General features: G+C 42.8%; 23 protein-coding genes. 15 read left to right on the forward strand and 8 right to left on the reverse strand.

Features of this window, described 5'->3' with window-relative positions; translation table 11 throughout:
• Nucleotides 1–22 precede the first annotated feature (22 nt).
• From hisS to M301_RS04775, 7 genes are all read left to right on the forward strand, one after another.
• Nucleotides 23–1,309, forward strand: a complete 1,287-nt coding sequence (gene hisS / locus M301_RS04745; RefSeq protein WP_041359828.1) for a histidine--tRNA ligase — start codon at nucleotides 23–25, stop codon at nucleotides 1,307–1,309.
• 70 nt (nucleotides 1,310–1,379) lie between these two features.
• Nucleotides 1,380–2,297 (forward strand): ATP-binding cassette domain-containing protein, encoded by a 918-nt coding sequence (locus M301_RS04750; protein ID WP_013147620.1) that lies wholly within the window; start codon nucleotides 1,380–1,382, stop codon nucleotides 2,295–2,297.
• Nucleotides 2,294–3,097, forward strand: coding sequence for an ABC transporter ATP-binding protein (locus M301_RS04755; protein WP_013147621.1), 804 nt, complete (start codon nucleotides 2,294–2,296; stop codon nucleotides 3,095–3,097). The genes M301_RS04750 and M301_RS04755 overlap by 4 nt, the downstream gene beginning before the upstream one ends.
• Nucleotides 3,098–3,143: 46 nt before the next feature.
• Nucleotides 3,144–3,767, forward strand: a complete 624-nt coding sequence (locus M301_RS04760) for a tetratricopeptide repeat protein (RefSeq protein WP_013147622.1) — start codon at nucleotides 3,144–3,146, stop codon at nucleotides 3,765–3,767.
• A 68-nt stretch (nucleotides 3,768–3,835) separates the two neighbouring features.
• Nucleotides 3,836–5,026 (forward strand): outer membrane protein assembly factor BamB, encoded by a 1,191-nt coding sequence (bamB, locus tag M301_RS04765; protein WP_013147623.1) that lies wholly within the window; start codon nucleotides 3,836–3,838, stop codon nucleotides 5,024–5,026.
• An 86-nt stretch (nucleotides 5,027–5,112) separates the two neighbouring features.
• On the forward strand, nucleotides 5,113–6,567 hold the full coding sequence (der, locus tag M301_RS04770) for a ribosome biogenesis GTPase Der (protein WP_013147624.1): 1,455 nt from the start codon (nucleotides 5,113–5,115) through the stop codon (nucleotides 6,565–6,567).
• A 260-nt stretch (nucleotides 6,568–6,827) separates the two neighbouring features.
• The gene (locus M301_RS04775; protein ID WP_013147625.1) at nucleotides 6,828–7,289 is read left to right on the forward strand and encodes a ferritin-like domain-containing protein; all 462 of its coding nucleotides are present in this window, start codon (nucleotides 6,828–6,830) and stop codon (nucleotides 7,287–7,289) included.
• 13 nt (nucleotides 7,290–7,302) lie between these two features.
• Here M301_RS04775 and M301_RS04780 read toward each other — a convergent pair whose 3' ends face one another.
• Both M301_RS04780 and M301_RS04785 read right to left on the reverse strand, forming a co-directional pair.
• Nucleotides 7,303–7,635, reverse strand: a complete 333-nt coding sequence (locus M301_RS04780; RefSeq protein ID WP_013147626.1) for a hypothetical protein — start codon at nucleotides 7,633–7,635, stop codon at nucleotides 7,303–7,305.
• A gap of 42 nt (nucleotides 7,636–7,677) precedes the next feature.
• Complete coding sequence (locus M301_RS04785) at nucleotides 7,678–8,487, reverse strand: outer membrane protein assembly factor BamD (protein WP_013147627.1); 810 nt, start codon at nucleotides 8,485–8,487, stop codon at nucleotides 7,678–7,680.
• A 40-nt stretch (nucleotides 8,488–8,527) separates the two neighbouring features.
• Here M301_RS04785 and rluD point away from each other — a divergent pair, with 40 nt between their 5' ends.
• Complete coding sequence (gene rluD / locus M301_RS04790) at nucleotides 8,528–9,619, forward strand: 23S rRNA pseudouridine(1911/1915/1917) synthase RluD (protein ID WP_013147628.1); 1,092 nt, start codon at nucleotides 8,528–8,530, stop codon at nucleotides 9,617–9,619.
• 5 nt (nucleotides 9,620–9,624) lie between these two features.
• A complete protein-coding gene (gene pgeF / locus M301_RS04795; protein WP_013147629.1) occupies nucleotides 9,625–10,380 on the forward strand; it encodes a peptidoglycan editing factor PgeF in 756 nt (251 codons plus the stop codon).
• Nucleotides 10,381–10,399: 19 nt separating this feature from the next.
• Here pgeF and ygiD read toward each other — a convergent pair whose 3' ends face one another.
• Nucleotides 10,400–11,185, reverse strand: coding sequence for a 4,5-DOPA-extradiol-dioxygenase (ygiD, locus tag M301_RS04800; RefSeq protein WP_013147630.1), 786 nt, complete (start codon nucleotides 11,183–11,185; stop codon nucleotides 10,400–10,402).
• A 157-nt stretch (nucleotides 11,186–11,342) separates the two neighbouring features.
• Here ygiD and M301_RS04805 point away from each other — a divergent pair, with 157 nt between their 5' ends.
• Complete coding sequence (locus M301_RS04805) at nucleotides 11,343–12,248, forward strand: ZIP family metal transporter (RefSeq protein ID WP_013147631.1); 906 nt, start codon at nucleotides 11,343–11,345, stop codon at nucleotides 12,246–12,248.
• Here the strand turns inward: M301_RS04805 and M301_RS14375 are convergent.
• Nucleotides 12,192–12,419: a hypothetical protein gene (locus M301_RS14375; protein WP_013147632.1), complete on the reverse strand. Its 228-nt coding sequence runs from the start codon at nucleotides 12,417–12,419 to the stop codon at nucleotides 12,192–12,194. The genes M301_RS04805 and M301_RS14375 overlap by 57 nt on opposite strands.
• A 168-nt stretch (nucleotides 12,420–12,587) precedes the next feature.
• Between M301_RS14375 and rimO the strand changes: the two genes are divergently transcribed.
• Nucleotides 12,588–13,925 carry a 30S ribosomal protein S12 methylthiotransferase RimO gene (gene rimO / locus M301_RS04810; protein WP_013147633.1) on the forward strand — a complete coding sequence of 446 codons (1,338 nt, stop codon included), beginning with the start codon at nucleotides 12,588–12,590 and terminating at the stop codon, nucleotides 13,923–13,925.
• A gap of 131 nt (nucleotides 13,926–14,056) precedes the next feature.
• On the opposite strand, the gene M301_RS04815 is transcribed toward rimO, so the two are convergent.
• Nucleotides 14,057–14,464 (reverse strand): winged helix-turn-helix transcriptional regulator, encoded by a 408-nt coding sequence (locus M301_RS04815; RefSeq protein ID WP_013147634.1) that lies wholly within the window; start codon nucleotides 14,462–14,464, stop codon nucleotides 14,057–14,059.
• 129 nt (nucleotides 14,465–14,593) lie between these two features.
• Between M301_RS04815 and M301_RS04820 the strand changes: the two genes are divergently transcribed.
• Complete coding sequence (locus M301_RS04820; RefSeq protein WP_013147635.1) at nucleotides 14,594–15,142, forward strand: flavodoxin family protein; 549 nt, start codon at nucleotides 14,594–14,596, stop codon at nucleotides 15,140–15,142.
• Here the strand turns inward: M301_RS04820 and M301_RS04825 are convergent.
• Together M301_RS04825 and M301_RS04830 are read right to left on the reverse strand one after the other, a co-directional pair.
• Nucleotides 15,139–15,489, reverse strand: a complete 351-nt coding sequence (locus tag M301_RS04825; RefSeq protein ID WP_013147636.1) for a hypothetical protein — start codon at nucleotides 15,487–15,489, stop codon at nucleotides 15,139–15,141. The two genes, M301_RS04820 and M301_RS04825, sit on opposite strands and share 4 nt — an antisense overlap.
• Nucleotides 15,490–15,565: 76 nt before the next feature.
• Nucleotides 15,566–16,186, reverse strand: coding sequence for a TetR family transcriptional regulator (locus tag M301_RS04830; RefSeq protein ID WP_013147637.1), 621 nt, complete (start codon nucleotides 16,184–16,186; stop codon nucleotides 15,566–15,568).
• A gap of 306 nt (nucleotides 16,187–16,492) precedes the next feature.
• Here M301_RS04830 and M301_RS04835 point away from each other — a divergent pair, with 306 nt between their 5' ends.
• From M301_RS04835 to M301_RS04845, 3 genes are all read left to right on the forward strand, one after another.
• Nucleotides 16,493–17,710 carry an efflux RND transporter periplasmic adaptor subunit gene (locus M301_RS04835; RefSeq protein ID WP_013147638.1) on the forward strand — a complete coding sequence of 406 codons (1,218 nt, stop codon included), beginning with the start codon at nucleotides 16,493–16,495 and terminating at the stop codon, nucleotides 17,708–17,710.
• Between the two features lie 82 nt (nucleotides 17,711–17,792).
• A complete protein-coding gene (locus M301_RS04840; protein WP_013147639.1) occupies nucleotides 17,793–20,918 on the forward strand; it encodes an efflux RND transporter permease subunit in 3,126 nt (1,041 codons plus the stop codon).
• Nucleotides 20,919–20,956: 38 nt separating this feature from the next.
• Nucleotides 20,957–22,357, forward strand: coding sequence for an efflux transporter outer membrane subunit (locus M301_RS04845; protein WP_041359840.1), 1,401 nt, complete (start codon nucleotides 20,957–20,959; stop codon nucleotides 22,355–22,357).
• A 36-nt stretch (nucleotides 22,358–22,393) separates the two neighbouring features.
• On the opposite strand, the gene M301_RS04850 is transcribed toward M301_RS04845, so the two are convergent.
• Nucleotides 22,394–24,088 (reverse strand): hypothetical protein, encoded by a 1,695-nt coding sequence (locus M301_RS04850; protein WP_013147641.1) that lies wholly within the window; start codon nucleotides 24,086–24,088, stop codon nucleotides 22,394–22,396.
• Nucleotides 24,089–24,174 lie beyond the last annotated feature (86 nt).

Here is a 24,174-nt window from a genome sequence, read left to right on the forward strand (position 1 = left end):
GGTTGATCATTCAACAAAAAACATGCAAACAAAAACTAAAATTTCAAAATTTCAAAGTATTAAAGGTTTTTACGACATTTTGCCCGAAGCGACACCATTGTGGTTTAAGCTTGAGGACACCGCTCGCCGCGTATTAGGTCAATATGGTTATAAAAATATTCGCATGCCTTTGGTGGAATCTACTGATTTATTTGTGCGTTCTGTAGGTGAGCATACGGATATTGTTGAAAAAGAAATGTATGCTTGGGAAGATGCGCTCAATGGCGACAAGCTGACCTTGCGTCCAGAAGGTACGGCTGGCTGCGTACGTGCAGTTGTGGAAAGTAATTTGACCTATAACGGGCCTGTTCGACTTTGGTATAGCGGCGCGATGTTTAGGCATGAAAACGTGCAAAAAGGTCGTCAGCGCCAGTTTCATCAGATTGGTGTGGAAGCTTTTGGATTTGATAGTCCGCAAGTAGATGCTGAGCAAATTGTATTGTTAGCAAGACTTTGGCGCGAGTTGGGCATTGCTGATGTTGAGTTGCAAATCAATAGCATAGGTGATGCACACGAGCGTCTTGAGTATCGCAAAGTACTGATTGCCTATTTTGAGCAACATGCTGACTTGCTGGATGAAGATGCAAAACGTCGCTTACACACTAACCCCTTACGCATTTTAGATACCAAAAATCCACGCATGCAAGCGATGTGTGAAGCGGCGCCAAAATTAATTGATTCTTTAGGCGATGAAACCCGCGCACATTTTGATGGTCTGTGTAAGTTGTTAGATGCAGCTGGCGTGGCATACATAGTGAATGCGCGATTAGTGCGCGGCTTGGATTATTACAATCGCACTGTATTTGAATGGGTGACGACTAAGTTAGGTGCGCAGGGTACCATTGCTGGCGGTGGTCGTTATGATGCTTTAGTTGAGAGATTGGGCGGCGATGCAACGCCTGCATGTGGCTTTGGTATTGGTTTAGAACGCGTATTTTTGTTAATGCAAGAATATGGCGTTACAGCAGATGATGCGCCAGACGTGTATTTGGTCAATGTAGGTGAGCAAGCAGAACAAGTCGCATTTAGTATTGCTGAACAATTGCGTAATGCTGATATACAAGTGATATTGCATGCGGGTGGCGGTAGTTTTAAATCACAAATGAAAAAAGCAGACCGAAGCCAAGCCAAGTTTGCCTTAATCATTGGTGATGACGAAGTTGCGAACAAGCAAGTCACACTAAAACCTATGTTAGCCACAGTAAAAGGTGAGCAGCAGCAATGCAGTATTGAACAAGCCATAGAGAATTTGACTGCGGCGCTTGCTTAAGTGTTGCAAATGATAAGTGTTTTGATAAAACTATAGATAACCCCGTAGATATTCAACGTTGAGCGAAAAAATGACCGCTGAAATGAATGAAGCTAGACCCTTATTACAGTTGCAGCATGTGAGCATTTCACCAAAAAAAACGCCAACGCGCTTATTGGTGAACGATGTTAGTTTTAGCATCGCAGCGGGAAAAACAACTTGTGTCGTGGGTGAATCTGGTAGCGGAAAAAGCTTAACAGCTTTGTCAGTAATGGGTTTGCTGTCTAAGCAATTGCAATTAACTTCTGGCAAAGTCATATTTAATGATGGTCTGCTGAATGACAAAAAGTCAGCCGAGCAAGATTTAACCTTACTAGATGAAGCCAGTTTGCGAAAAATTCGGGGCGCAAAAATTGCCATGATTTTCCAAGAACCAATGACTTCATTGAACCCAGTACTCACGGTAGGCTACCAAATTGGTGAAAGTTTAACGACGCATTTGGGCTTAAAGGGTGATGCTTTAAAAGCTAAAATTGCCAGCCTATTAGAAATGGTGGGCATACCGCCAAGCCGTGCCAATAGTTATCCTGATGAACTTTCAGGTGGTCAGCGTCAGCGAGTAATGATCGCCATGAGTATTGCTTGCGAGCCTCGCTTGTTGATAGCTGATGAGCCAACTACAGCACTAGATGTCACAGTGCAAGCGCAGATACTTAAATTGTTAGATGAGCTTAAAACGCGCATGAATATGGGCATGTTGTTTATTACGCATGATTTTGGCGTGGTAGCTGATATTGCGGATAATGTGGTGGTGATGTTCAGAGGCGAGATTGTTGAATCAGGCACTAAAGATGAGGTGCTAGGTAATCCACAGCATCCATATACCAAAGCGCTGCTGGATTGCGTACCTGATGCTGAAGGTAAGAAGCCACTTAAGCCTATAGATTATTCATGGTTAAAAAATTCCGAAACGAATGAGTCTGGATTAAGTAAAGGTAAAGCTGCATGAGTAATATCATCTTACAGGCGAATCATTTAGTTAAAACCTATACGCAGCGTAGCGGCAAGTTTGGCTTTGGTACAACCTTGGTGAGAGCTTTAGATGATGTGAGCGTCAGTTTAACTGAAGGTAAAACGCTCGCCGTTGTAGGTGAATCTGGTAGTGGTAAATCCACGTTGGCGCGTTGTCTGTTACAATTGCAACCCTTAGATAGCGGTGAAGTGCTTTTTGCGGGCCAAGATCTGGCGAAATTAAGCGGCAGCGATTTGCGAGCTGTACGTAAAAACCTGCAAATGGTGTTTCAAGATCCATTTGCCTCGCTAAATCCGCGCATGCGTGTGGGTGAGATTGTAGGTGAAGGTTTACTGATTCATCAGCTTGGTAACGCAGCTGAGCAGCAGAAAAAAGTCATCGCAATGTTAAAGCGCGTAGGTTTAACTGAAGCCGATATGCAAAAATATCCGCATGAGTTTTCTGGTGGACAAAGGCAGCGTGTAGGCATTGCGCGAGCCTTGGTATTGCAGCCTAAAGTAGTGGTGTGTGATGAGCCAGTTTCAGCGTTAGATGTTTCAATACAAGCGCAGATTTTGTTGCTGTTGAAAGAATTGCAAGCCGAAATGGCATTGAGTTATTTATTTATTAGCCATGATTTGCGCGTAGTGCGCCACATCGCTGATGATATTGTGGTGATGAATGGCGGTAAAGTGGTAGAGCAGGGTAAAGTTGAAGATATTTATCAACATCCTCAACATGAGTATACGCAGAATCTGTTAGCGGCCATCCCTGGTAAAAAAGCAGTCAATGCTTAAAGTTTGATTAAATTAATTGGTTTTAGAGAATATTTAGGAAAAAGTAATGGCATACGATTTAGAAGAGCAAGAACAGATTGATGAACTAAAAGCTTGGTGGAAACAAAACGGCAAGATGATTAGTACACTAGTTATTGGCGTGTTGGTGGCTTATTCTGCTTATCAGGGTTGGCATTACTTCCAAAATAAGCAAGCCGTTGAGGCGTCAACACAATATCAAGAACTTTCAATTACTGATGAAAAAGACTTGAAGTCTATTCAGACAAAATCTGCAGTATTGATGGATAAGTTTGCTGGAACGCCGTATGCAGGCCGTGCAGCATTGTTTGCTGCTAAAGCCAATTACCAAGCGAATGATGCTAAAAGTGCAAAAGCGCAATTAGATTGGGCGATTAAAAATGCAAAAGAAACGTCAGTAAGCGCTTTAGCTAGCTTGCAATTAGCCAATATTTTGGCTGAAGAAAAAGATTTTGAAGGCGCTTTAAACCTATTAAATGCCCCGCATGATGCAGGATTTGATGGTTTGTTTGCTGACCTTAAAGGCGATGTTTTAGTGAGTTTAGGTAAAAGCGCAGAGGCCAAGACAGCTTATCAAGAAGCGCTGGCTAAGCTAGATCAACATGGTAAATTCCGTGCGCTTACTCAGCAAAAACTGGAAGCGTTAGGCTAAGTTTAGCCTAAATATTTAAAGACTCGTTCTTGAATTATCGACGCAAATAAATAAGCTGGAGCATTGTATTGTCTTTACATCAATTTAAAAAAGCATCATTAAACCTATTGGCTGTTACAAGCTTATTGTTGATAACCGCATGTAGCACAATTTCAGACCTTAAAACGGACGTATCAGACAAGATTTTTGGTCGTGAAGCTGCAGATGCGCCTGATCCATTGGTAGAGATAAAAGAAACAGCCACCACTCAACTTCTGTGGCAAGCCAAAGTAGGCCCTGCTGAGGACTTTGATTTTTCACCAGTGCTTGAGGCTGGTTATGCTTATGCGGCGAGTGCAAATGGGGAAGTTGTTAAATTAGATGCTACGAATGGCAAGCAAGTTTGGCGTGTAAATGCTGGTGAGAAATTGTCAGGTGGTGTGGGTGTAGGCGGCAGCTTAGTGTTAGTCGGTACGCAAAAAGGTGTGGTTTATGCTTATGATATTGAAGGTAAACTGCAGTGGAAATCTAAACTTAGCAGCGAAATACTTAGTGCGCCAAAATATTTTGATGGCATTGTCATTGCTCGTACTGGTGATAGTCGTATTTACGGCATTAACGCAAATGATGGTAGTCGTAAATGGGTTTATGATCGCACCAGCCCTGCGCTTACTTTGCGCAGCAGCGCAGGTGTGGTGGTAGATGGTGGTGCAGTCTATGCAGGTTTTGGTGGCGGTAAATTGATCGCGATACGTGCTGATAACGGCAAAATGTTGTGGGAAGCTTCCGTTGCTCAACCTAAAGGGGTGACTGAGATTGAACGTATTGCTGATATTACAAGCTTACCGTTTGTAGATGGGCCGTTGGTGTACGCAGTAGCTTACCAAGGGAGAATTGCAGCGGTTGATAGAATAACTGGTAGAGTGATTTGGAACCGTGACATTTCCAGCTTATCTGGGATTAGCGTAGAAGATGGTCGTATTTTTGTTTCACATGCTTTGGGTTCAGTTTACTCACTGGATTACACGACAGGTAAGACTTTTTGGCGCCAAGCTGCGCTAAAAAATCGCCAGTTATCAGCACCAGTACCTATGGGAAGTTTAGTTGCAGTGGGTGATGTAGAAGGCTATGTTCACTTTTTAAGTCGTGATGACGGCGCAATCGCTTCAAGAATTAAGACTAGCAATAGTCCTGTGATGCCGATGATGGCAGCAGTCAATAGCACTACCGTGTTAGCACAAACACGTGACGGCGGCATTTATGCAATTCAGATTAAATGATCGCCGCAGCAAAATTGCAGAAATAGAAAAAGTTTAAAGCCTTAGCCAACACGCTATCTGGCTCAAGTAATTATTAGAAGGCTCGTATGTTACCTACCGTTGTTCTGGTTGGTCGACCCAATGTCGGCAAATCCACTTTATTTAATCGACTGACTAAAAGTCGTGACGCATTAGTTGCGGACTTGCCAGGGCTAACTCGCGACCGTCACTATGGTCGTGGCATAGGTGCGAGTCAGCCGTATTTAGTGGTAGATACTGGTGGTTTCGAGCCGAATACAGATAGTGGCATTCTTAAAGCCATGGCGGTTCAAACCTTATTGGCGATTGATGAAGCCGATGTGATTATCTTTTTGGTGGATGGTCGCCAAGGCGCAACACCGCAAGATATGGAAATTGCTAATCGCTTACGCAGAAGCAAATGTCCAGTATTGCTCGCAGTAAATAAAACTGAGGGTATGAACAAAGCGGTTGTTAGCGCGGAGTTCCACGAGTTAGGTTTGGGTGACCCATTGTCAATTTCATCTGCGCATGGCGAAGGTGTGAAAGATATTATCGACTTGGCGCTAGAAAGCTTTCATGAAGTTGAAGAAGAGCCAGAGTTAGACCAAACAGGCGATAGAATACCTAAAGTCGCGATTGTTGGCCGTCCTAACGTAGGTAAATCTACACTTGTAAATGCCTTACTTGGTGAAGAGCGTGTGATTGCGTTTGATGAGCCCGGTACAACGCGTGATTCTATCTCAATCGATTTAGAAAAAAACGGTAAACATTACACGCTGATAGACACTGCAGGTGTGCGTAAGCGCGGTCGCGTACTTGAGGCCATTGAAAAATTCTCTGTTATTAAAACTATACAATCTATTGAAGAAGCCAATGTGGTGATTTTGGTAGTAGATGCGCAAGAGGGCATTACTGAGCAAGATGCGCATGTTGCAGCCTATATCTTAGATGCTGGTCGCGCACTGGTTGTGGCTATCAACAAATGGGATGGATTGAAAGAAGAAGAGCGGGATTGGGTTAAGCGTGAAATTGACCGTAAATTGATGTTTTTAGACTTTGCAGAGTTTCATTATATTTCTGCGTTGCGCAAAAAAGGCCTGCCAGAGTTATTTAAATCAGTCGATATTGCCTTTAAAGCGGCATTTGCTAAACTTGCTACGCCTCAACTTACACGTGTGCTAATCGATGCGCTACAGCAGCATCAACCACCGATTAGTAAAGGTATTCGACCAAAGCTGCGCTATGCGCATCAAGGCGGAAGCAATCCGCCTATCGTGGTGATTCACGGCAATCACGTGGATGGTGTAAAAGATGCCTATACAAGATTTTTAGAAAAAACTTTCCGCAGAACCTTCCAGCTTTCAGGCACGCCCTTACGTGTGCAATATAAACAGGGCGCTAACCCGTTTGCAGAAGATGAAGATAAACGTAAACCTGGGGAAGGTATTGTGAGTATGCGTCGCCGTAAAACTGCGCATCGCGCTGAATTAAAAGCGAAAAAGGAAGTGGAAGATAAAGATAGAAGCGCTAAAAAAAGATAGTCAGATTTGTTGATTTTTATCATTACACTAATTATTTAGCATTTAAACCGCAATAAAAAGCAAAATGAACACAGGCTTGGCCAACTCGGCTTATGTTCACTAACATCAAATATCAAGTCAATATTTTGCTTCTCAACATTAAAACAGTCGCTACTAAAAGTGCGAGTTATTAGCAGTTCTGTACATTAATTTTATTTACGATACACTACTTCTTATAGAGTTTAGAAGCTGATTTTTACTGTAATTTAGGAGAATATAAAATGGCCACAGATCACGACGTTTCAACCCCAGTCACCAAAGCGTTAAACACGATTTTAGAGTTAGAGCTCGCTGGCGTTGTGCGCTATACGCATTATGCATTAATGGTGTTTGGCTATAACCGTATTCCTATTGTTTCTTGGCTGCGCAGTCAAGCTGCAGAGTCTCTAACCCATGCTGATAAGGCTGGCGAATTAATCACGCATTTGGGCGCTCACCCATCGCTTTCTATTGGACCATTACTAGAAACACATAACCATGATATCGGCGATATTCTGCGCGAATCGCTAGCGCACGAAACCGTTTCACTGAATGCTTATAAGGCTTTATTGAAACTTGTTGAGGGTGACTCCGTGATGCTAGAAGAATATGCACGTGAGATGATTTACCAAGAAGAGTTGCATCTAGGCGAAGTCGATAAAATGCTAAGAAAACCAGGAGAAATTGCTAAATTTCAAGGTTGAGTTTAACTATGGCTCAAAGGTTGGGATGATTCTCTAAAGACTTGTTCTCAACTGGAAGTTCATAAGGGTCTGCTACGTATGCAGGCCCTTTCATCACAATCACCACTACGCATCCAATCGCTACAGTGCCTATAAAGAACCAAAGGCTAAATAGCACGCCTAGGCACTGATAAATGATTTTTAGCTGCTCTGCATTTAACGCATCATTGAATAAATACAGTTTTAGTATAATTGCACATGGAATAAATGTGCTTATCAAAAATATTCGTGGTATTTTTTTAAGCAAAGTCCACTCTAGGCCAGAAGGCGATTGAGTGAATCCAGGTAGTTTATTAAAATATCCCATGCTGGTTTGTCGCGAAAAATCTAAATACGTTCATTTAGATCACTATTTTGTGTAGAGACTTTCCCAAAACTTCCACCAAACGCGTTCGTCAGCAGGGGCGCCATTGCCTAGTAGCGCACTATTTGGGTAGTTTGTTTCTAGAATACGCACAGTATCTTTTTTAAGGTCATCTAAGCCCATTAAATCGTAAGCACTAATCATGGTAACCAATGCTTGCTCAACGCCAGGCGTTTGTGGGTAGTACTCCAGCACGTATTTGCAACGATTAATAGCGGCTAAATAAGCTTGGCGCTTCATGTAGTAATTAGCTACATCTAATTCATGGTCTGATAAGCTATTTGCCAAATAAACCATGCGCTGTGTAGCATCTTTTGCATATTTACTGTTCGGGTAACGAGTGACTAAATCTTTGAATGTCACAAACGAATCACGTAGTGAGCGCGGATCGCGATCACTAATTTGTTGTTTTGTTAGTTTTTCAATGACGCCACGCTCGTTAAATACGGCTAAGCCTTTTAGATAATAGGCGTAATCAACGTTAGGGTGATTGGGGTGTAGTTTGATAAAACGGTCGGCCGCTGCAACACATAAAACTGGGTCTTGTTTTTTAAAGTGAGCATAGGCCGTTTCAAGCTGGGCTTGAGCTGCAAAGCGTCCATTAGGGTAACGAGACTCTAGCTTGCCAAAATAAACAATGGCTTTATCATAGTCTTTATCACGCATTTTTTCTGAACCCATTTGATAAATGCGTTCCGCTGTTAAGCCTTTGGTATCATCCAATTCTGTAGGTGCACCAAATATAGCGCAACCATTCATTAACAAGGCGAACATTAAAATTAAGATATACTTCATGCCGAAACCTACTTTAAGAAATTAGTAATAATTATAACCGATGACAGACGCTACTCCACAACCACTTAATAATACTCTTACGCTGACTATTTCAAATGATTTAGGCGGGTTACGCTTAGATGTTGCATTGCAACGCATGCTACCCGAACACTCACGTTCACGCTTACAAACTTGGATTAAAGAAGGTTTAGTCACTGTAGACAAATTGCCTAGCACTTCCAAAACCAAAGTTTGGGGGGGCGAACAGGTTGTTGTGCAGGTACAGGCTAAGCCAGAAAACTACGCTTATGTCGCAGAAGACATTCCGCTTGATATTGTATTTGAAGATGATCATATCATTATCATTAATAAACCTGCGGGCATGGTAGTGCATCCTGCGGCGGGGAATTGGAGTGGTACGCTGCTCAACGCGTTGTTATTTCATGCGCCAGAATTAAAAGATGTACCACGTGCCGGCATTGTTCATAGACTAGACAAAGACACTAGCGGTATATTAGTTGTGGCAAAAACCTTAGCAGCCCAAACTAATTTAGTGCGCCAGTTACAGGCAAGAACCGTTAAACGTGAGTATCGCGCGATTGTATGGGGCCAGTTGTGGCGTAATGGCGTGGTAGATCAGGCGATTGGCCGCGACCCACGTTCACGTACTAAAATGGCGCTTAACCGCATGGGTAAACCTGCCATTACGCGTTATGAAATATTAGAGCGCTTTTCAGTGCAAACTTATTTGCGTTGTAATCTTGAAACGGGGCGCACCCATCAAATTCGTGTACATATGCAGTCTTTAAAAGCGCCTATCGTCGGCGACCCTGTGTATGGTTTCCGCGGCATTATTCCTATTCGTGTGATGACGCAAACTTTACGTGATGAAGTTAGTCAATTCAACAGGCAGGCATTACATGCCATTAAGCTTGGTTTAATGCACCCAGCGACCAATGAGTTTATGGAGTGGCAGATTGAGCTGGCAGATGACATGAAAGCCTTGCTGGAAGCCATGCGCCATGAAGATCCGCGTAATGACGACGAAGAAGAGTTTGAGTTTAGTTCTGAGCCTTATCTTTCTGACGAAGATTATGAGGATGACGAAGACTTTGATGACGATGATGATTTGGAACTCGAAGACGAGGAGTAAATACCATGTCTGATTTACAGTTTATTATTCCAAATTGGCCAGCACCTAACAATGTAAAAGCGCTGCAAACCACGCGCAATGGTGGTGTGAGCCAGACGCCCTATGCTAGCTTGAATTTTGGTGCACACGTCAATGATGATGGGATTGCTGTTGCCAAAAATCGTCAGCTATTAAGCCCTTATTTACCAAGTGAGCCTGTGTGGGTCAATCAAGTACACGGCGTTGAGGTAATAGATGCAGCGCAAAGCACTTGCTTGCAAGATGCTGATGCTTCTTTTACCACTCAGGCTAATGTGGTTTGCGTGACGATGACGGCAGATTGTTTGCCAGTGTTGCTTTGTGACAAAGCCGGCACAGTGGTCGCTGCTGTGCATGCTGGTTGGCGTGGTTTGTGTGATGGTGCTATTGAGGCGACCGTAAATAAATTACCTGTTGAAAGAAGCGAGATTTTAGCTTGGCTTGGTCCTGCAATTGGCCCTGATGCTTTTGAAGTGGGTGATGAAGTGCGTCAGCAGTTTATGCAACATGATAGTCAGGCAGAGCTGGCATTCAAGGCGAATGCCAGCAAATGGCTTTGCAATATGTATTTAATCGCTCAACAACGCTTAAATAAACTAGGCGTTACGCAAGTTTACGGTGGCGGCGACCATGAAAATTCTAGTGATAATTTCTGCACCTATACCGATGAAGCACGCTTTTTTTCATTCAGGCGCGATAACGTCACAGGGCGCATGGCTAGTTTGATTTGGCTGGCTAATTAGCAGCTAGTAATTCAGTTGCTTACTGGTAAATCACGCTACGCATACTTAAAGCACCTAGATCATAGCTCTCAGTAAGAAACTGCATGGTGTCGTTAGCATGCCTTATTGCAGCAATGTATAACAATGGCAAGTAATGCTCATCAGTTGGCACCGCAAGTTTTGCTGAATCGCCAGCGCGAGAGATGTCTAATAATGCGGCTTCATCTTCTGATTCCAACGCTTTTTTAATGTAATTATCAAAGCTAATTGTCCATTCAGAGGTTTTGCCTTGCATGTTGAGCTTGCCTAAATTATGTACGATGTTGCCGCTACCTATTATCATCACCCCTTGTTCACGTAGGCTTGCTAACTGCTTAGCTAACTTAAAATGCTCGGCAAAGTCTAAATTTACATCTAAACTAAGCTGAAAAACGGGTACATCAGCCATAGGGAAAAGCGACTGTAGAACTGTCCAAGCGCCATGGTCTAAGCCCCAGTCTAAGGTGCTTGTTACTTTATTGTCGGGAAATAAATCGCATACCATTTTTGCGTATTTGGGTGAGCCTGGGGCAGGATATTGCTGAGCGAATAACTCTGCAGGAAATCCGCCAAAATCGTGTATGGTTTGCGGCTTTTCTACTGCACAAACTTGTGTGCCACGCGTTTGCCAATGCGCAGATATAAGTAATATCGCATTTGGTTTGGGCAAACTCTGACCCAAAACCAGCCAAGCATCACGGTATGGGTTGTCTGTGATCGCATTCATTGGATTGCCGTGCCCGATAAAGATGGCTGGCATTCGCGTGATATTTTCTTGGTTTTTCATTATGTAAGCTTAATCGTTCTAATAGATTGATATATCGCATTATGTTGGGATGATTACGGTTTTAACAAGCAATCAAACACGACTAAGACTTTGCTTGAATATATTCAGTATAATGCTGACTTCGTCAGTTTGTTAAAAACACCTTATTTGAAACTCTATGTTAAACCTAGCCATCAATTCTGCACCATTATCTGTACTTAGTTGGATTGTCTTATCTAGCTTATTGGGTGGAGTGTTGAGTGTTTGCTTGGCTGCATTGTTCGCGCTTAACGTGCGTACCTCATGGGTACCCATGCTGGTGAGCTATGCCATCGGGGCTATGTTAGGCGCTGTATTTTTAGAGATTTTGCCGCATGCGTTTAGTATTGCAGGCAGTGTTGAAAAGGTTTCTGCAACGCTACTATTTGGCTTGCTATTATTTTTTGTATTAGAAAAACTAGTCATCTGGCGTCATTGTCACGGCGATCATTGTGAAGTACATGCGGTACATACCGAAGAAAACTGCCCCGTCACTCACCCGGAAAAAGAAGGTGGTGCTAAATATCGCGCAGTCACCGCGCAGCAGCCAACTATATTGTTAAGCGACGCGCATAGCCATGCTCATACACATGATGGCGGCCGTAGTGGCTTGATGATTATGATAGGCGACACCTTTCATAACTTTATTGATGGTATTTTGATTGCGGCAGCATTTACGGCAGATATAAAATTAGGTTTAGTCACTGCATTAGCGATTATTGCGCATGAAATTCCGCAAGAAGTCGGCGATTTTTTAATCTTGCTGCATTCAGGATATACGAAGAAACAGGCCTTAATTTTTAACTTGGTTTCAAGTGTCGCGACGATGGTCGGTGGTTTGATGGCTTATTATGCGCTGCAATATGTGCAAAGCTGGATACCTGTTATTTTAGGCTTGGCGGCATCTAGCTTGCTTTATGTCGCTGTGGCAGATTTGATTCCAGGTTTGCATAAACGCACCGAATTAAAAGCGACGATCGCGCAAGTATTACTCATCTCGATTGGTGTCAGCACCATCTTGGTTGCTCACTTCTTCCTCGAGTAAAGATTTTTGGTGTTTTTTAAAGCGTCTATGGTTGACGCCTAATATCCATAACAACAATGCACACGGTGCTAGCCCGTAAAACATAAAGGTGAGTAAGCCGGCTGTAATGGTTTTTTCAGTCGCTGCCATGAGGACTGTGACGTATAGCCAAGCAATTGCAATAATGTACATAAAAGTTTTTAAAAACTAAAACGTCGTCACTATACGTTGTTGCTAAAAAAATTTAAGCACTCACATATAAAACATATGCATCGCACTTAAATTTTTTTAGCGCCTAGTCTAGTTTAGACGTTTTAATTTTAGTTTCACCCTATTTAAATTAGAAATGTGAGTTTTAAAATGAGTTTATCAAATCCAAAAGTTGGCTTCGTCTCTCTCGGATGCCCTAAAGCGGGCTCAGATGCAGAGCGTATTCTCACCCAATTGCGCGCAGAAGGCTATGAAATTTCAGGTAGCTACGAAGATGCCGATTTAGTTGTGGTCAATACTTGTGGTTTTATTGACAGCGCGGTTGAGGAGTCGCTTGATGCGATTGGTGAAGCGATTGCTAAAAACGGCAAAGTAATTGTGACTGGCTGCTTAGGCGCGAAAAAGGGCGTAGTCGAAGCTGCGCATCCAAGTGTACTAGCGGTAACAGGTCCACATGCTTTAGAAGAGGTAATGACAGCTGTACATGCTAACTTGCCAAAATTGCATGAGCCATTTATTGATTTAGTGCCTCCACAAGGCATACGGTTAACGCCTAGTCATTATGCTTACCTTAAAATTTCTGAAGGCTGTAACCACCGTTGTAGTTTCTGCATTATTCCGAGCATGCGTGGTGATTTAGTCAGCCGTCCGATTGGTGAAGTGTTGAACGAAGCGGAAAATTTAGTCAAAGCTGGTGTGAGTGAGATTTTGGTGATTTCACAAGATACTTCTGCTTACGGCGTAGATGTTAAATACCGTCCGGGCTTTTGGAATGGTCGCCCAGTGAAAACGCGTATGACTGAGCTTTGTCAAAGCTTGAGTGACTTAGGTGTTTGGACGCGCTTGCATTATGTTTATCCTTATCCACATGTAGATGAGGTGATTCCATTGATGGCAGACGGCTTGATTTTGCCTTATTTGGATGTGCCATTCCAGCATGCCAGCCCGCGTATTTTGAAAGCCATGAAACGCCCAGCGCACGCAGAGAATAACCTCGCGCGCATTAAAGCATGGCGCGAAATCTGCCCAGATATTACGGTAAGAAGTACCTTCATTGCAGGTTTCCCAGGTGAAACTGAAGACGATTTTCAAATGTTGTTAGACTTCTTAGAAGAAGCGCAACTGGATAGAGTAGGTTGTTTTGCCTACTCTGCTGTGGATGGTGCAAAAGCCAATGAGTTGCCAGACCAAGTGCCAGAAGAAGTTAAACAAGAGCGCTTAAGCCGCTTTATGGAAGTGCAAGAGCGCATTAGTGCGGCTAAATTACACAACAAAATAGGTAGTATCCAAACAGTTTTAGTGGATGAAATTGTGCAGGATTCTGAGGGTAATATTGAGGCGATAGGCCGTACTAAAGCCGATGCACCTGAGATTGACGGTGTGGTGTATATGGAAGATGCCGATGGTTTAACGCCAGGAGATTTTGTTGAAGTTGAGATTTACAGTGCGGATGGGCATGATTTACGGGGTGGGCCACCGCGGAATTAAGTGAATATGTTTATGACTAGTTGGGATAGCGTATAACAAAACAGCAAAAGGGTGTTCTGTTGTACGTTGTTTTCACCCCTCTGCGAGCCAATATCCATGGGTCGCAGGGCAGGTGTTTTATGCACATTTCACTATTTTAAACTCACTTCGTCGTAACTCTTTTGCGCGGCTAGCACTTCTTTGATATTAGTTTCAGACCACGTTTTAATCGCATAAAGTAAGTCTTTAAGCGTGTGACCTAGCGGAGTGAGTGAGTATTCTACTTTTGGCGGTACGGTGGCATATACTTTTCTGCTGACTAAGCCGTCACGCTCTAAGCCACGCAGGGTTTGCGTGAGCATTTTTTGTGAAATTCCGCCAATCTCGCGTTGTAGGTTGCTAAAGCGCTTGGTTTCGCTTTCTAGCAATATCATCACTAATACCGTCCATTTATCCGCGATTCTATTGAGTATCAAGCGCGTTGGACAGTCTGCATTGAATGCGCAGGCTTGTGGTTGATTGTCTAAATTTTCTAAGTTGTGTATGTTTAAGTCGTCCATAATTAATCTCGTTATTTTATAGGTATCTAAAAAGTGCCTATATGATATTTTGGTGCCTACTTACTAAAAGTTACTATTGAGATTATACTCTGCTCATTCTTTTAAACAATCAATAAAAAGGAGCATCATATGTCGGCAGTTGTAGTGATTTACCACAGTGGTTATGGCCACACAAAGAAACAAGCTGAAGCCGTGGCAGAAGGCGCAAAAGCAGATTTAGTTGCAATTAGTGAAAGCGGTGAAATTACCGAAGCAGATTGGGATAAATTGGATGCAGCTAAAGCAATTATCATGGGCTCACCGACTTACATGGGCTCTGTCAGTTGGCAGTTCAAAAAGTTTGCGGATGCTAGCTCTAAGGCTTGGTTTACACAAAAATGGAAAGATAAAATTTTTGCTGGGTTTACAAATTCGGCCAGTTTAAACGGTGATAAAGCCTCTACCATTAGCTACTTTATGACATTGTCGATGCAGCATTCTGGCATTTGGATAGGCACAGGCTTAATGCCCGCTAGCATGAAAGCCAGCACGCGTAGCGATGTTAATTCCTTGGGTGGTTTTAGTGGTGCACTGATGTCATCGCCAGCGGATTCAAGTGCCGATGAAGTTAACCCAGCTGACCTGGAAACCGCGCGCTTATTGGGCGTTAGGGTTGCCGACTTTGCAGTGAAAGTTTAAGCGAATAAGTCTTGGTGAATTGGAGCAGGGCGCTGACTGTCAGCGCGCTCTTCTAAAAAGTCGAAAGTGAGTGGACAGCGCGTAGGTTTTTTTGTGGCTTTACGGCGTTTTGGCGTTGTTGCTTCTAAATCTATGAATGGTGTTTGGCTTAGGCGGATATAACCTGAACTTGCGAGTTTTTGAGTGGTGATTTCAAACAGGCTTAATGGATTGTCGATGTTTTGTAATGTGACTAGCGATGGCGTTACTTTTATGACGTTGTACATGACAAATTTAGCAGAGGTTTGCTTACCGTAGATTTCGCCAATTTGTACTTTCACATCGCCTCCAAGAACTGGACTAACCATAGTGATATGGTTCTATATTGTCAGTCACGCTGATAATATAGTCATGCTTGGCGATTAACAAGTGTTTCGCAAATAATTACTGTTTTCTACGTAAATTGATGTGAGATTTGATGAGTTCTTTGGCTTGATTCCTAAACATTGAGCCATCAGCATCTTTCACCCACATATGCAATAAGCCGCCAAAAAACAAATGGGTATCTAATGCTAGGGCTAGAGGTGTATGTTTACAAGCGAGTAGATTTTGCTGTTCTGCGCGCTCGTAGGCGAGCTTTATTTTGCCGGTGATGCTAGAGCAGTTGCTAAGAATTTGTTGCAGAACCAGAGAGAACTCATCTACGTATTCGCATTTAATCATCATGATTTCATACGTTTGACGCATTTCGATGTTGTTATTGAGATCATCGAAAGTGACACAAAGGCTGTTTTCAATTTGGGTGAGGGGATCTTCGTCGCTAGCTAAGGTAAGTGAGTCATCCATGCGGTCTATAAGAGGCAGGAAGACTTGGTCACGAATGGCGTGGAAAATGTCAGTTTTGTTTTTAAAGTGCCAATACACGGCGCCACGCGTGACTTCTGCGTGTGCAGCAATATGCTCTAAGGTTGATCGGCTTACGCCGCGCGCTAGGAATACTGCGCGTGCTGAGTTAATAATGCGTTTTCGCGTGAGTTCTGCATCTTCTTTAGTTTTTCTAACCATTTAAATTGTTCTCGCCATTTAAGTAGTTTACTTAATATGAATTAGGTAACCCAAATCAATTTGTTAAATATTTGTAAAATATATATACATACATTCTTGTTTGTATATAATATACATACAAACAAGAATGTAAGCAAGTGAAATTTTCTGCTAAATGATAAAAATGCTATATTAATCATTGGCGTAGATAAAATTAAGCTGAGTAATTAATTAAGCGAAATAGCTGAGTAGCTAATTTGATTAAGCAATCAATTGGCTAAGTAATCAATTAAACTAAAGTAATCAATTTAAAAAGTGGAGCCAACAATGTTATTCAACGACGCGAAACAACGCCCTCAAATACATTTATTTAAAACGAAATCATTCGCAGGTGCAGTCAAACTTACTACAATCGCGCTGATGGTTGGCTTAGCTTTAAATGGCTGCGGTAAGAAAAATGATGCTGCTGCACAAGCCGGTGGTGGCATGCCAGCCATGCCTGTCAGTGTGATTGAATTAAAAGCAACTAGTGTGCCGATTAGTGCCGAAGCAGTTGCACAAACAGAAGGTGCAAAAGAAGTGGAGATCCGTCCTCGCGTAGGTGGCATTTTGCTTAAAAAACTATTTGAAGAAGGTTCGCCAATTAAAGCGGGTCAAGCTATGTTTTTAATCGACCCTGTGCCATTTCAAATTGCGCTTTCAAATGCTAAAGCGCAGTTAGCGCAACAGCAGGCTCATGTAGAGCAAACGCAACGTGAAGCAACACGTTTAGATGGTTTATTGGTGTCACAGTCTATTAGTAAACGTGAGGCCGATAATGCTGGTTCTGATAGTACATTAGCACGTGCAGCTTTAGCGCAAGCTGAGGCAGGTGTTCGCGAAGCGCAGTTGAATCTATCTTACACTACGGTAACGTCTCCACTTTCAGGTATTGCTGGACGCTTTGAGTTCTCAGAAGGCGCGTTAGTGAATGCTAATACTAGTTTGTTGACGACAGTGAGTCAAATAAGCCCAATTTGGGCGCGTTTCAGTTTGTCTGATAGTGAGTTAGCGCAATTAGGCGGACATTTATCGCCATCTAATGTAAAAGAAGTGGCGCTTATCATGGCAAACGGCAAGGAGTACCCTTCAAAAGGCACTTTGAACTTTGCTGCAAGCGGCATAGATCCTCAACTTGGCACACAGCAATTACGCGCAACGTTTGAAAATCCTGATAAGAGCCTGTTACCAGGTCAGTTTGTGCGTGTTCGCGTCACTACTGGTCACAAAGATGGCGTGTTTGTTGTGCCACAAACGTCAGTGTTAACTAATGACCAAGGTAAGTTTGTTTACATTGCGAATGACAAAAACGAGGCGACTATTAAACCTATCGTCGTTGGTAACTGGGTAGGGACAGACTGGGTGATATTAAGTGGTCTTGAAGCTGGTGAGAAAGTAATTGTTGATAATGTCATTAAATTGCGTCCAGGGGCTGCTGTTGCGCCACATCCTGCGGGGGAAGCGCCTGTAGCAGCTGACAAGTCTAAAGAAGCCGCTGCGAAGTAAGTCTCACTAATAATACTTAAATGAATAATATTTAAGATTAAAACAAGATTTAAGATTAAACCAAGTTTAAACGAGAACTAATATGACCAAATTTTTTATCACACGGCCTATTTTTGCCAGCGTTTTGTCTATCATCATAGTGCTGGCAGGCTTAGCCGCGGCGCTGAAGTTACCGATTGCACAATACCCGCAAATTGCGCCGCCAACAGTGCTGATTACTGCTACTTACCCTGGTGCAAGTGCTGAAACATTATCTAAAACAGTTGCTGCGCCCATTGAAGAGCAGTTGAGCGGTGTTGAGGGTTTGCTTTACTTTAACTCTAGCGCTGACTCTAGCGGTACATTAACCATTACTGCTACGTTTGAAGTAGGTACAGATGTGAATCAGGCGACATTCAACGTGAGTAATCGCGTGAACATTGCCTTGCCACGTTTGCCTGATGAAGTACGTAGAACAGGCTTGGTGGTGCAAAAGCGCTCAAACGACATTTTGCTAGTCGTAATGTTGACTGATAAGTTAAAGAAATATGACCCGCTTTATCTAAGTAATTACGCGACGCTTAATGTATTGGACGAAATCAAACGTATTAAAGGTGTGGGCGATGCTAACATTTTTGGTGCACAAGATTACTCTATGCGTATTTGGTTAAAACCTGACCGTATGGCGCAACTCGGTGTGACGACTACGGATATTGCCAATGCCATACAAGTACAAAATGCGCAGTATGCAGCGGGTAAAATTGGTCAAGAACCTTCACCTTCAACACAGCAATTGGTTTATACGGTAACGGCTAAAGGTCGTTTGATTGACCCTAGCGAGTTTGGCAATATTATTATCCGTGCTGATGGTCCACGTGGTGTGTTATACCTTAAAGATGTTGCACGTATCGAGTTAGGTTCACAAACTTACAACGTTCGTACGGCGTTGGATGGTTTGCCTGGCGTAGGTATTCCAATTTTCTTACAAACAGGTGCTAATGCGCTTGATACAGCCGATGCTATTAAAGTCAAAATGGCTGAGCTTAAACAACGCTTTCCAGCAGGTGTGGATTGGGAAGTACCTTACGATACCAGTGACTTTGTTAAGTCTTCAATCATTGAGGTTGTAAAAACTTTAGGTGAGGCGATGGTGTTGGTTGTGCTAGTTGTATTCCTATTCTTACAAAGCTGGCGCGCGACTTTAATTCCTCTTATTGCTGTGCCTATTTCATTGATTGGTACATTTGCAGGTTTGTGGATATTCGGTTTCTCCATCAATACGCTGACGTTATTTGCGATGGTGCTTTCCATCGGTATTGTGGTGGATGATGCGATTGTGGTGCTGGAGAACGTCGAGCGGCTCATGTCAGAGGAAAAACTGTCGCCGATTACTGCTGCGATTAAATCAATGGAGCAAGTATCTGGCGCAGTAATCGCGATTGTATTAGTGCTTTGTGCGGTATTCGTGCCAGTTGCGTTCTTAGGTGGTATTGCCGGTGAAATGTATCGCCAATTCGCGGTAACTGTTGCGGTCGCAGTGGTGATTTCAGGTGTTGTGGCACTAACGCTAACCCCAGCCTTATGTGCAATATTGTTAAAATCAGTGCATGAGGAATCAGCATTCTTTAAACCATTTAACCGTGGCTTTTTGAAGTTGACTAACTTCTATGCAAAAACAGTTAATTTAACCTTGCATCATAAATTTATTGGCTCACTTGTGTTTGGCGCAATTATTGTCGTAGTGGTTATTTTACTGAGAACTGTGCCTGGTAGCTTTGTGCCAGCAGAAGATCAGGGTTATGTGGTAACAGCAGTGATTATGCCTGACGGTGCAACGTTGAGTAGAACTACTAAGACGACTCAGGCTGTGCGTGAAGAGATTGCAAAAGACCCTGCAGTAGCACATGAGTTTGCGGTATATGGTTTTGACTTGATCGGTGGCGGTAACAAAACTAGTGCAGCTACGATGTTTGTTCGATTGACTGATTGGGCAGAACGTCAAACTACAGCAGAAGGTATTGTTGGTAAACTGTTTGGTATTGGTATGCAGCAGCCAGATGGGATGGCTATTGCGTTTAATCCACCAGCGATTCGTGGCTTAGGTAGCTCAGGTGGCTTTGAGGTGTATGTGCAAAGCCGTAGTGATACAGACCCTATGCATTTATCAACAGTTGTGAATAGCTTTATTGATGCACTAAAAGCTGAAAAAGAGTTAGCGGGTATCAATACGTTTTTCCGCCCAACTGTTCCGCAATTGTTTGTTGAGGTTGATGAAGCTAAAGCCATTTCACAAGGTGTACCAGTGGCGGATATTTACGCTACTTTACAAAGTACGATGGGTTCGCTATACGTGAATGACTTTAATAAATCTGGCCGTACTTACCGAGTACAGTTACAAGCTGAGGCTGAATACCGCATGAAAGCTGAAGATTTAGGTAAAGTATATGTACGTTCAAATGCAGGGAAAATGGTACCGCTTTCAGCTTTAAGCAAAGTGAGCAACATTGTAGGTGCTGAGCAGCTAGAGCGTTATAACGGCTTACTTTCAGCCAAAGTGTTAGGTGGCGGTGCGCCAGGTGTTAGTTCTGGTGAAGCCATTAAAATGGTAGAAAAAGTAGCTGCAGAAAACTTGCCAGAAGGCTACCAAATTGCTTGGACAGGTCAGGCATACCAAGAAAAACGTACAGGTTCAGCGGCAATTATGGCGTTTGGGTTTGCGATTATCATGGTGTTCTTGATTCTTGCAGCGCAATTTGAAACTTGGGCATTACCATTGGCTGTAATTATGGCTGTGCCGTTTGCTTTAGCAGGTGCGTTGTTGGCTGTGTTGTTACGTGGCATGCCAAACGATATTTATTTCCAAATTGGTTTGATTACGCTAGTGGGCTTAGCGGCCAAAAATGCGATTTTGATTGTGGAGTTCGCTAGCCAAAAAATGGAAACTGGTATGCCTGTAGCACAAGCTGCACTTGAAGCCGCTAGAATGAGGTTCAGACCAATTGTCATGACATCAATGGCGTTCGTGTTAGGTATCGTACCGTTGGTGATTGCCTCTGGCGCTGGTGCTGCCGCGCGACGTTCAATGGGTACAGGCGTGTTCGGCGGTATGATATTGGCGACGTTTGTTGCGACGATATTCATTCCACTGTTCTTTACTTGGTTGTCTGGCAAGCATGTGCGTCACCATGGACATGTTGAAACAGATCTCAATAAGCAGGAGACAGTGTGATGCAACAATTAACTTTGAATAAGAAAAACCTTTTTAAAATGAAACTTATTTGTTTACTAGTACCAATGGCGTTGCTCTCTGCCTGTAAATCTGTGGGGCCTGATTATGAGCGCCCACAATTGGCTGTGCCTAGCCAATACTCAGAGCAGGCAGATCAGGCGCAAAGCAAAGTATCATCAACTTGGTGGACGGCTTATCAAGATCAGCTTTTGAATGATTTGGTGAGCAAAGCTTTACAAAGCAACACTGACATTAAACTTGCTGTTGCACGTGTAGAAGAGGCCGATGCTTTAGCGAGGGAAATTGGCGCAGCAACGCTGCCGCAAGTAGATTTGAATGCAGGTGCCAATCGATCACGCGTGACGGAATTGGGTGGAAATCCTGTCACGACGAATCCGCGCAATGACTACAAAGCCGAGTTAGGTACTTCTTTCGAAATTGATTTTTGGGGGAAATTGCGTCGTGCCAAAGAATCAGTGCGAGCACAAATACTCTCTAGTCAATATGCAAAAGATACTGTTGCGCTTTCATTATCAGGCTTGGTCGCTACCAATTATTTGACCTTGCGTAGTTTAGATTCGCAAATCACGCTTACGCAAGAGAGCATGAAAAGTCGTGAAGCTAGTCTAGGTTTGACTAAACGCCGTTTAGAGGGTGGCGTAGCATCAGCTTTAGATGTGTATCAGGCCGAAGTGGCAAGTGCAAACCTAAGTGCTCAATTGGCTGAACTCACCCGACAAAGAGCATTGAGTTTGCATCAGCTCGCTACATTGACTGGTGATTTGAGTCTTAATATCGCCAGTGCTGACATACAGGCATTGCCAGTTCCACCAACGCCGCCTGCTGGTTTGCCTTCTAGGCTATTGGAAGCCCGGCCAGATGTTGCTCAGGCTGAGCAGCAGATGATTGCTGCCAATGCCAATATCGGCGTGGCGAAAGCCGCTTTATATCCAACCATTTCACTCACCGCTGGTTTAGGTGGTGAGTCTTTGGAGTTGGGTGATATATTGAAGTCAGCAGCACGTATCTGGACGGGTGGCGTAAGTTTGTATTTGCCGATATTTGATTCAGGTAAGCTTAACTCTAAGGTTGATCAGGCAAGTGCAAAACAAAAGCAAGCATTAGCGAGCTATGAAGGCGCAATACAAACGGCGTTTAAAGAAGTGAACGATGCCTTGGTGGATTTACGTCAAAATACTGAACGTGAAGATGCACTTAATAAAAGCCAAATTGCCGCTAAAAAAGCGTTAGATGTGTCTGAAAATCGCTACAAATCAGGCTATTCAGCCTACTTGGATGTATTGGATGCGCAGCGTGTTTATAACGACTCAGCTTTATCTTACGTACAAAGTCGTCAGGCAAGATTGGCAGCTACAGTCAGTTTATTTAAAGCGCTAGGTGGTGGTTGGCAAGCTGAAGTGCAAAGTCAAGCTAAATAACATTGACTCATGAATGAGGACGGCGGCTTAACCCTCTTAAGTTAAGGAGAGGTCAGCTGCCGTTTTTCTTTCTAGTACTTGCGTGTAAATAACGCGTAACCAATTGTCATGATGTTCTAAAGTTTCGGTAAACTTAACCAACATATCAGTGCCAGAAATATTGATTCTATACGTATCGTTTTTGTTGTAATGCAGCCGAGGTACTATTAGTGACTCAAGTTGCAATGACTCATGTTGAGGAATCGTAAACTCTCTTGGTAGATATAAGCAGGTAAAGCTGGTCTCGTTGACATTGCCATTAAAACCTACAGATTCGTTGAATTCTTTTCTAGTGACAATAGGCGTATTTTTTACTGAACTGTTTTCAGCAACATTTTTAGCTTTGGCAGTGGCAGCGCTAACATTCAGCGCCTCTACACAAAAAGCAGTTGTACTTAATAGTTCAATGCCAATATGCAACTCATTACCTATGACAGGTTTTATGCTGCGAATCACACCGATTTTAGTAGCGTCCTTTTGGTCGCTTATAGTCACACCGATTAACATGCCTAAGCTCACTTCACTCGCAGGCTTGTTCGTATACATGCCGATGCCTTTAGGGCACTCATCAATAATTTTAGATTGAGCAGCACCCAAGTCTAAATAAATGACATTGGGACCATTCTGATCCTTGCTCAATGAGTGCGTGGCTAATCGCTCATCAAACGATTTGTTGCCTTGATAAGATTTGCCTACGCGTTGAATGCGCATGTTTTCATGCTGTTTGATGTGATAGCAAGTGTATTCAAAGCCATAAGTAGTGCTTGCATATTTGGACGTTTTGGCACGTTCGGTCGATCTGCGTTGACGTTTATATTCAGCACGCGACCATTCTGTTTTTAAAATTTCCAAAGTAGGCACAGCATATTGATTGCTAATAAAATCTTTCATCTCTTGCTGCTTGGGCAGGATGTTGTATTCAATCAGTGAAAGACATAACTCAATCTTTAGATTCACACTGTCAAAACACCAATAGCGATAACTCGGTAAAGGTTTGAAATTTCTAATGCGTTTTGCAGCTGCATCACTCGCAGTATCTACATAAAATAGATGTTTATTCTCATCATATGTGCTTTGAATAAGAATTTTTGGTGTCCAATAGGCTAGCATTTTGCTCACCAATTCAATTTGTTTACGCTGAAAGCTTAAGCTTTCTAAACTACCTAGCATGCAAGCCTGAATGTAGGCAGAGGACAACGTAGTGATTTCTTTATCTGGGTAAGCTCTTACATAACTATCAAGTATGGCTTGTTTCTCAGCGACTAAATAAAGCTTAGATAATTGCAGCCAGACATTCGCTGGGGCGCTTTGATAATTGTAAAAACGCCATTTAATCATTTGTGTTGCATTGTTAATGGCACGCGCCAACATCACGATTAAAGATTGTGGTTGGAAGGGTGCTAAATTATCAATCAGTGTGTTGTAAATAAGGTAAAGCTGGCGATGATATAAAAACACAGCATTGGCAATACGTTCCTCTAGTTCAATGCTCAAGTTGTCGATATTGATGTAGTGAGATGTGATTCTATCGACAATAATGTGTATTTTTTCGTCAATTGCAAACAATGCTTCTATGTTTTGCTCGTCATTAAAAATATCTTTTTTGGCATCAGCGTTGAGTTGTTGTGTTGCATACTCAATTGCAGACACATCATCCATACCATCTAACTCTTTGCCCCATGCAAAGGCCATTTCGGCCTTTGACGATGGAGAGTGGTTAAAGATTTTTCTAAAGAATTCCATTTTTGGTATGTTTTTTATACTTTAATTAATGATTA

It is taken from the genome of Methylotenera versatilis 301 (assembly GCF_000093025.1).
Lineage (GTDB): Bacteria > Pseudomonadota > Gammaproteobacteria > Burkholderiales > Methylophilaceae > Methylotenera > Methylotenera versatilis.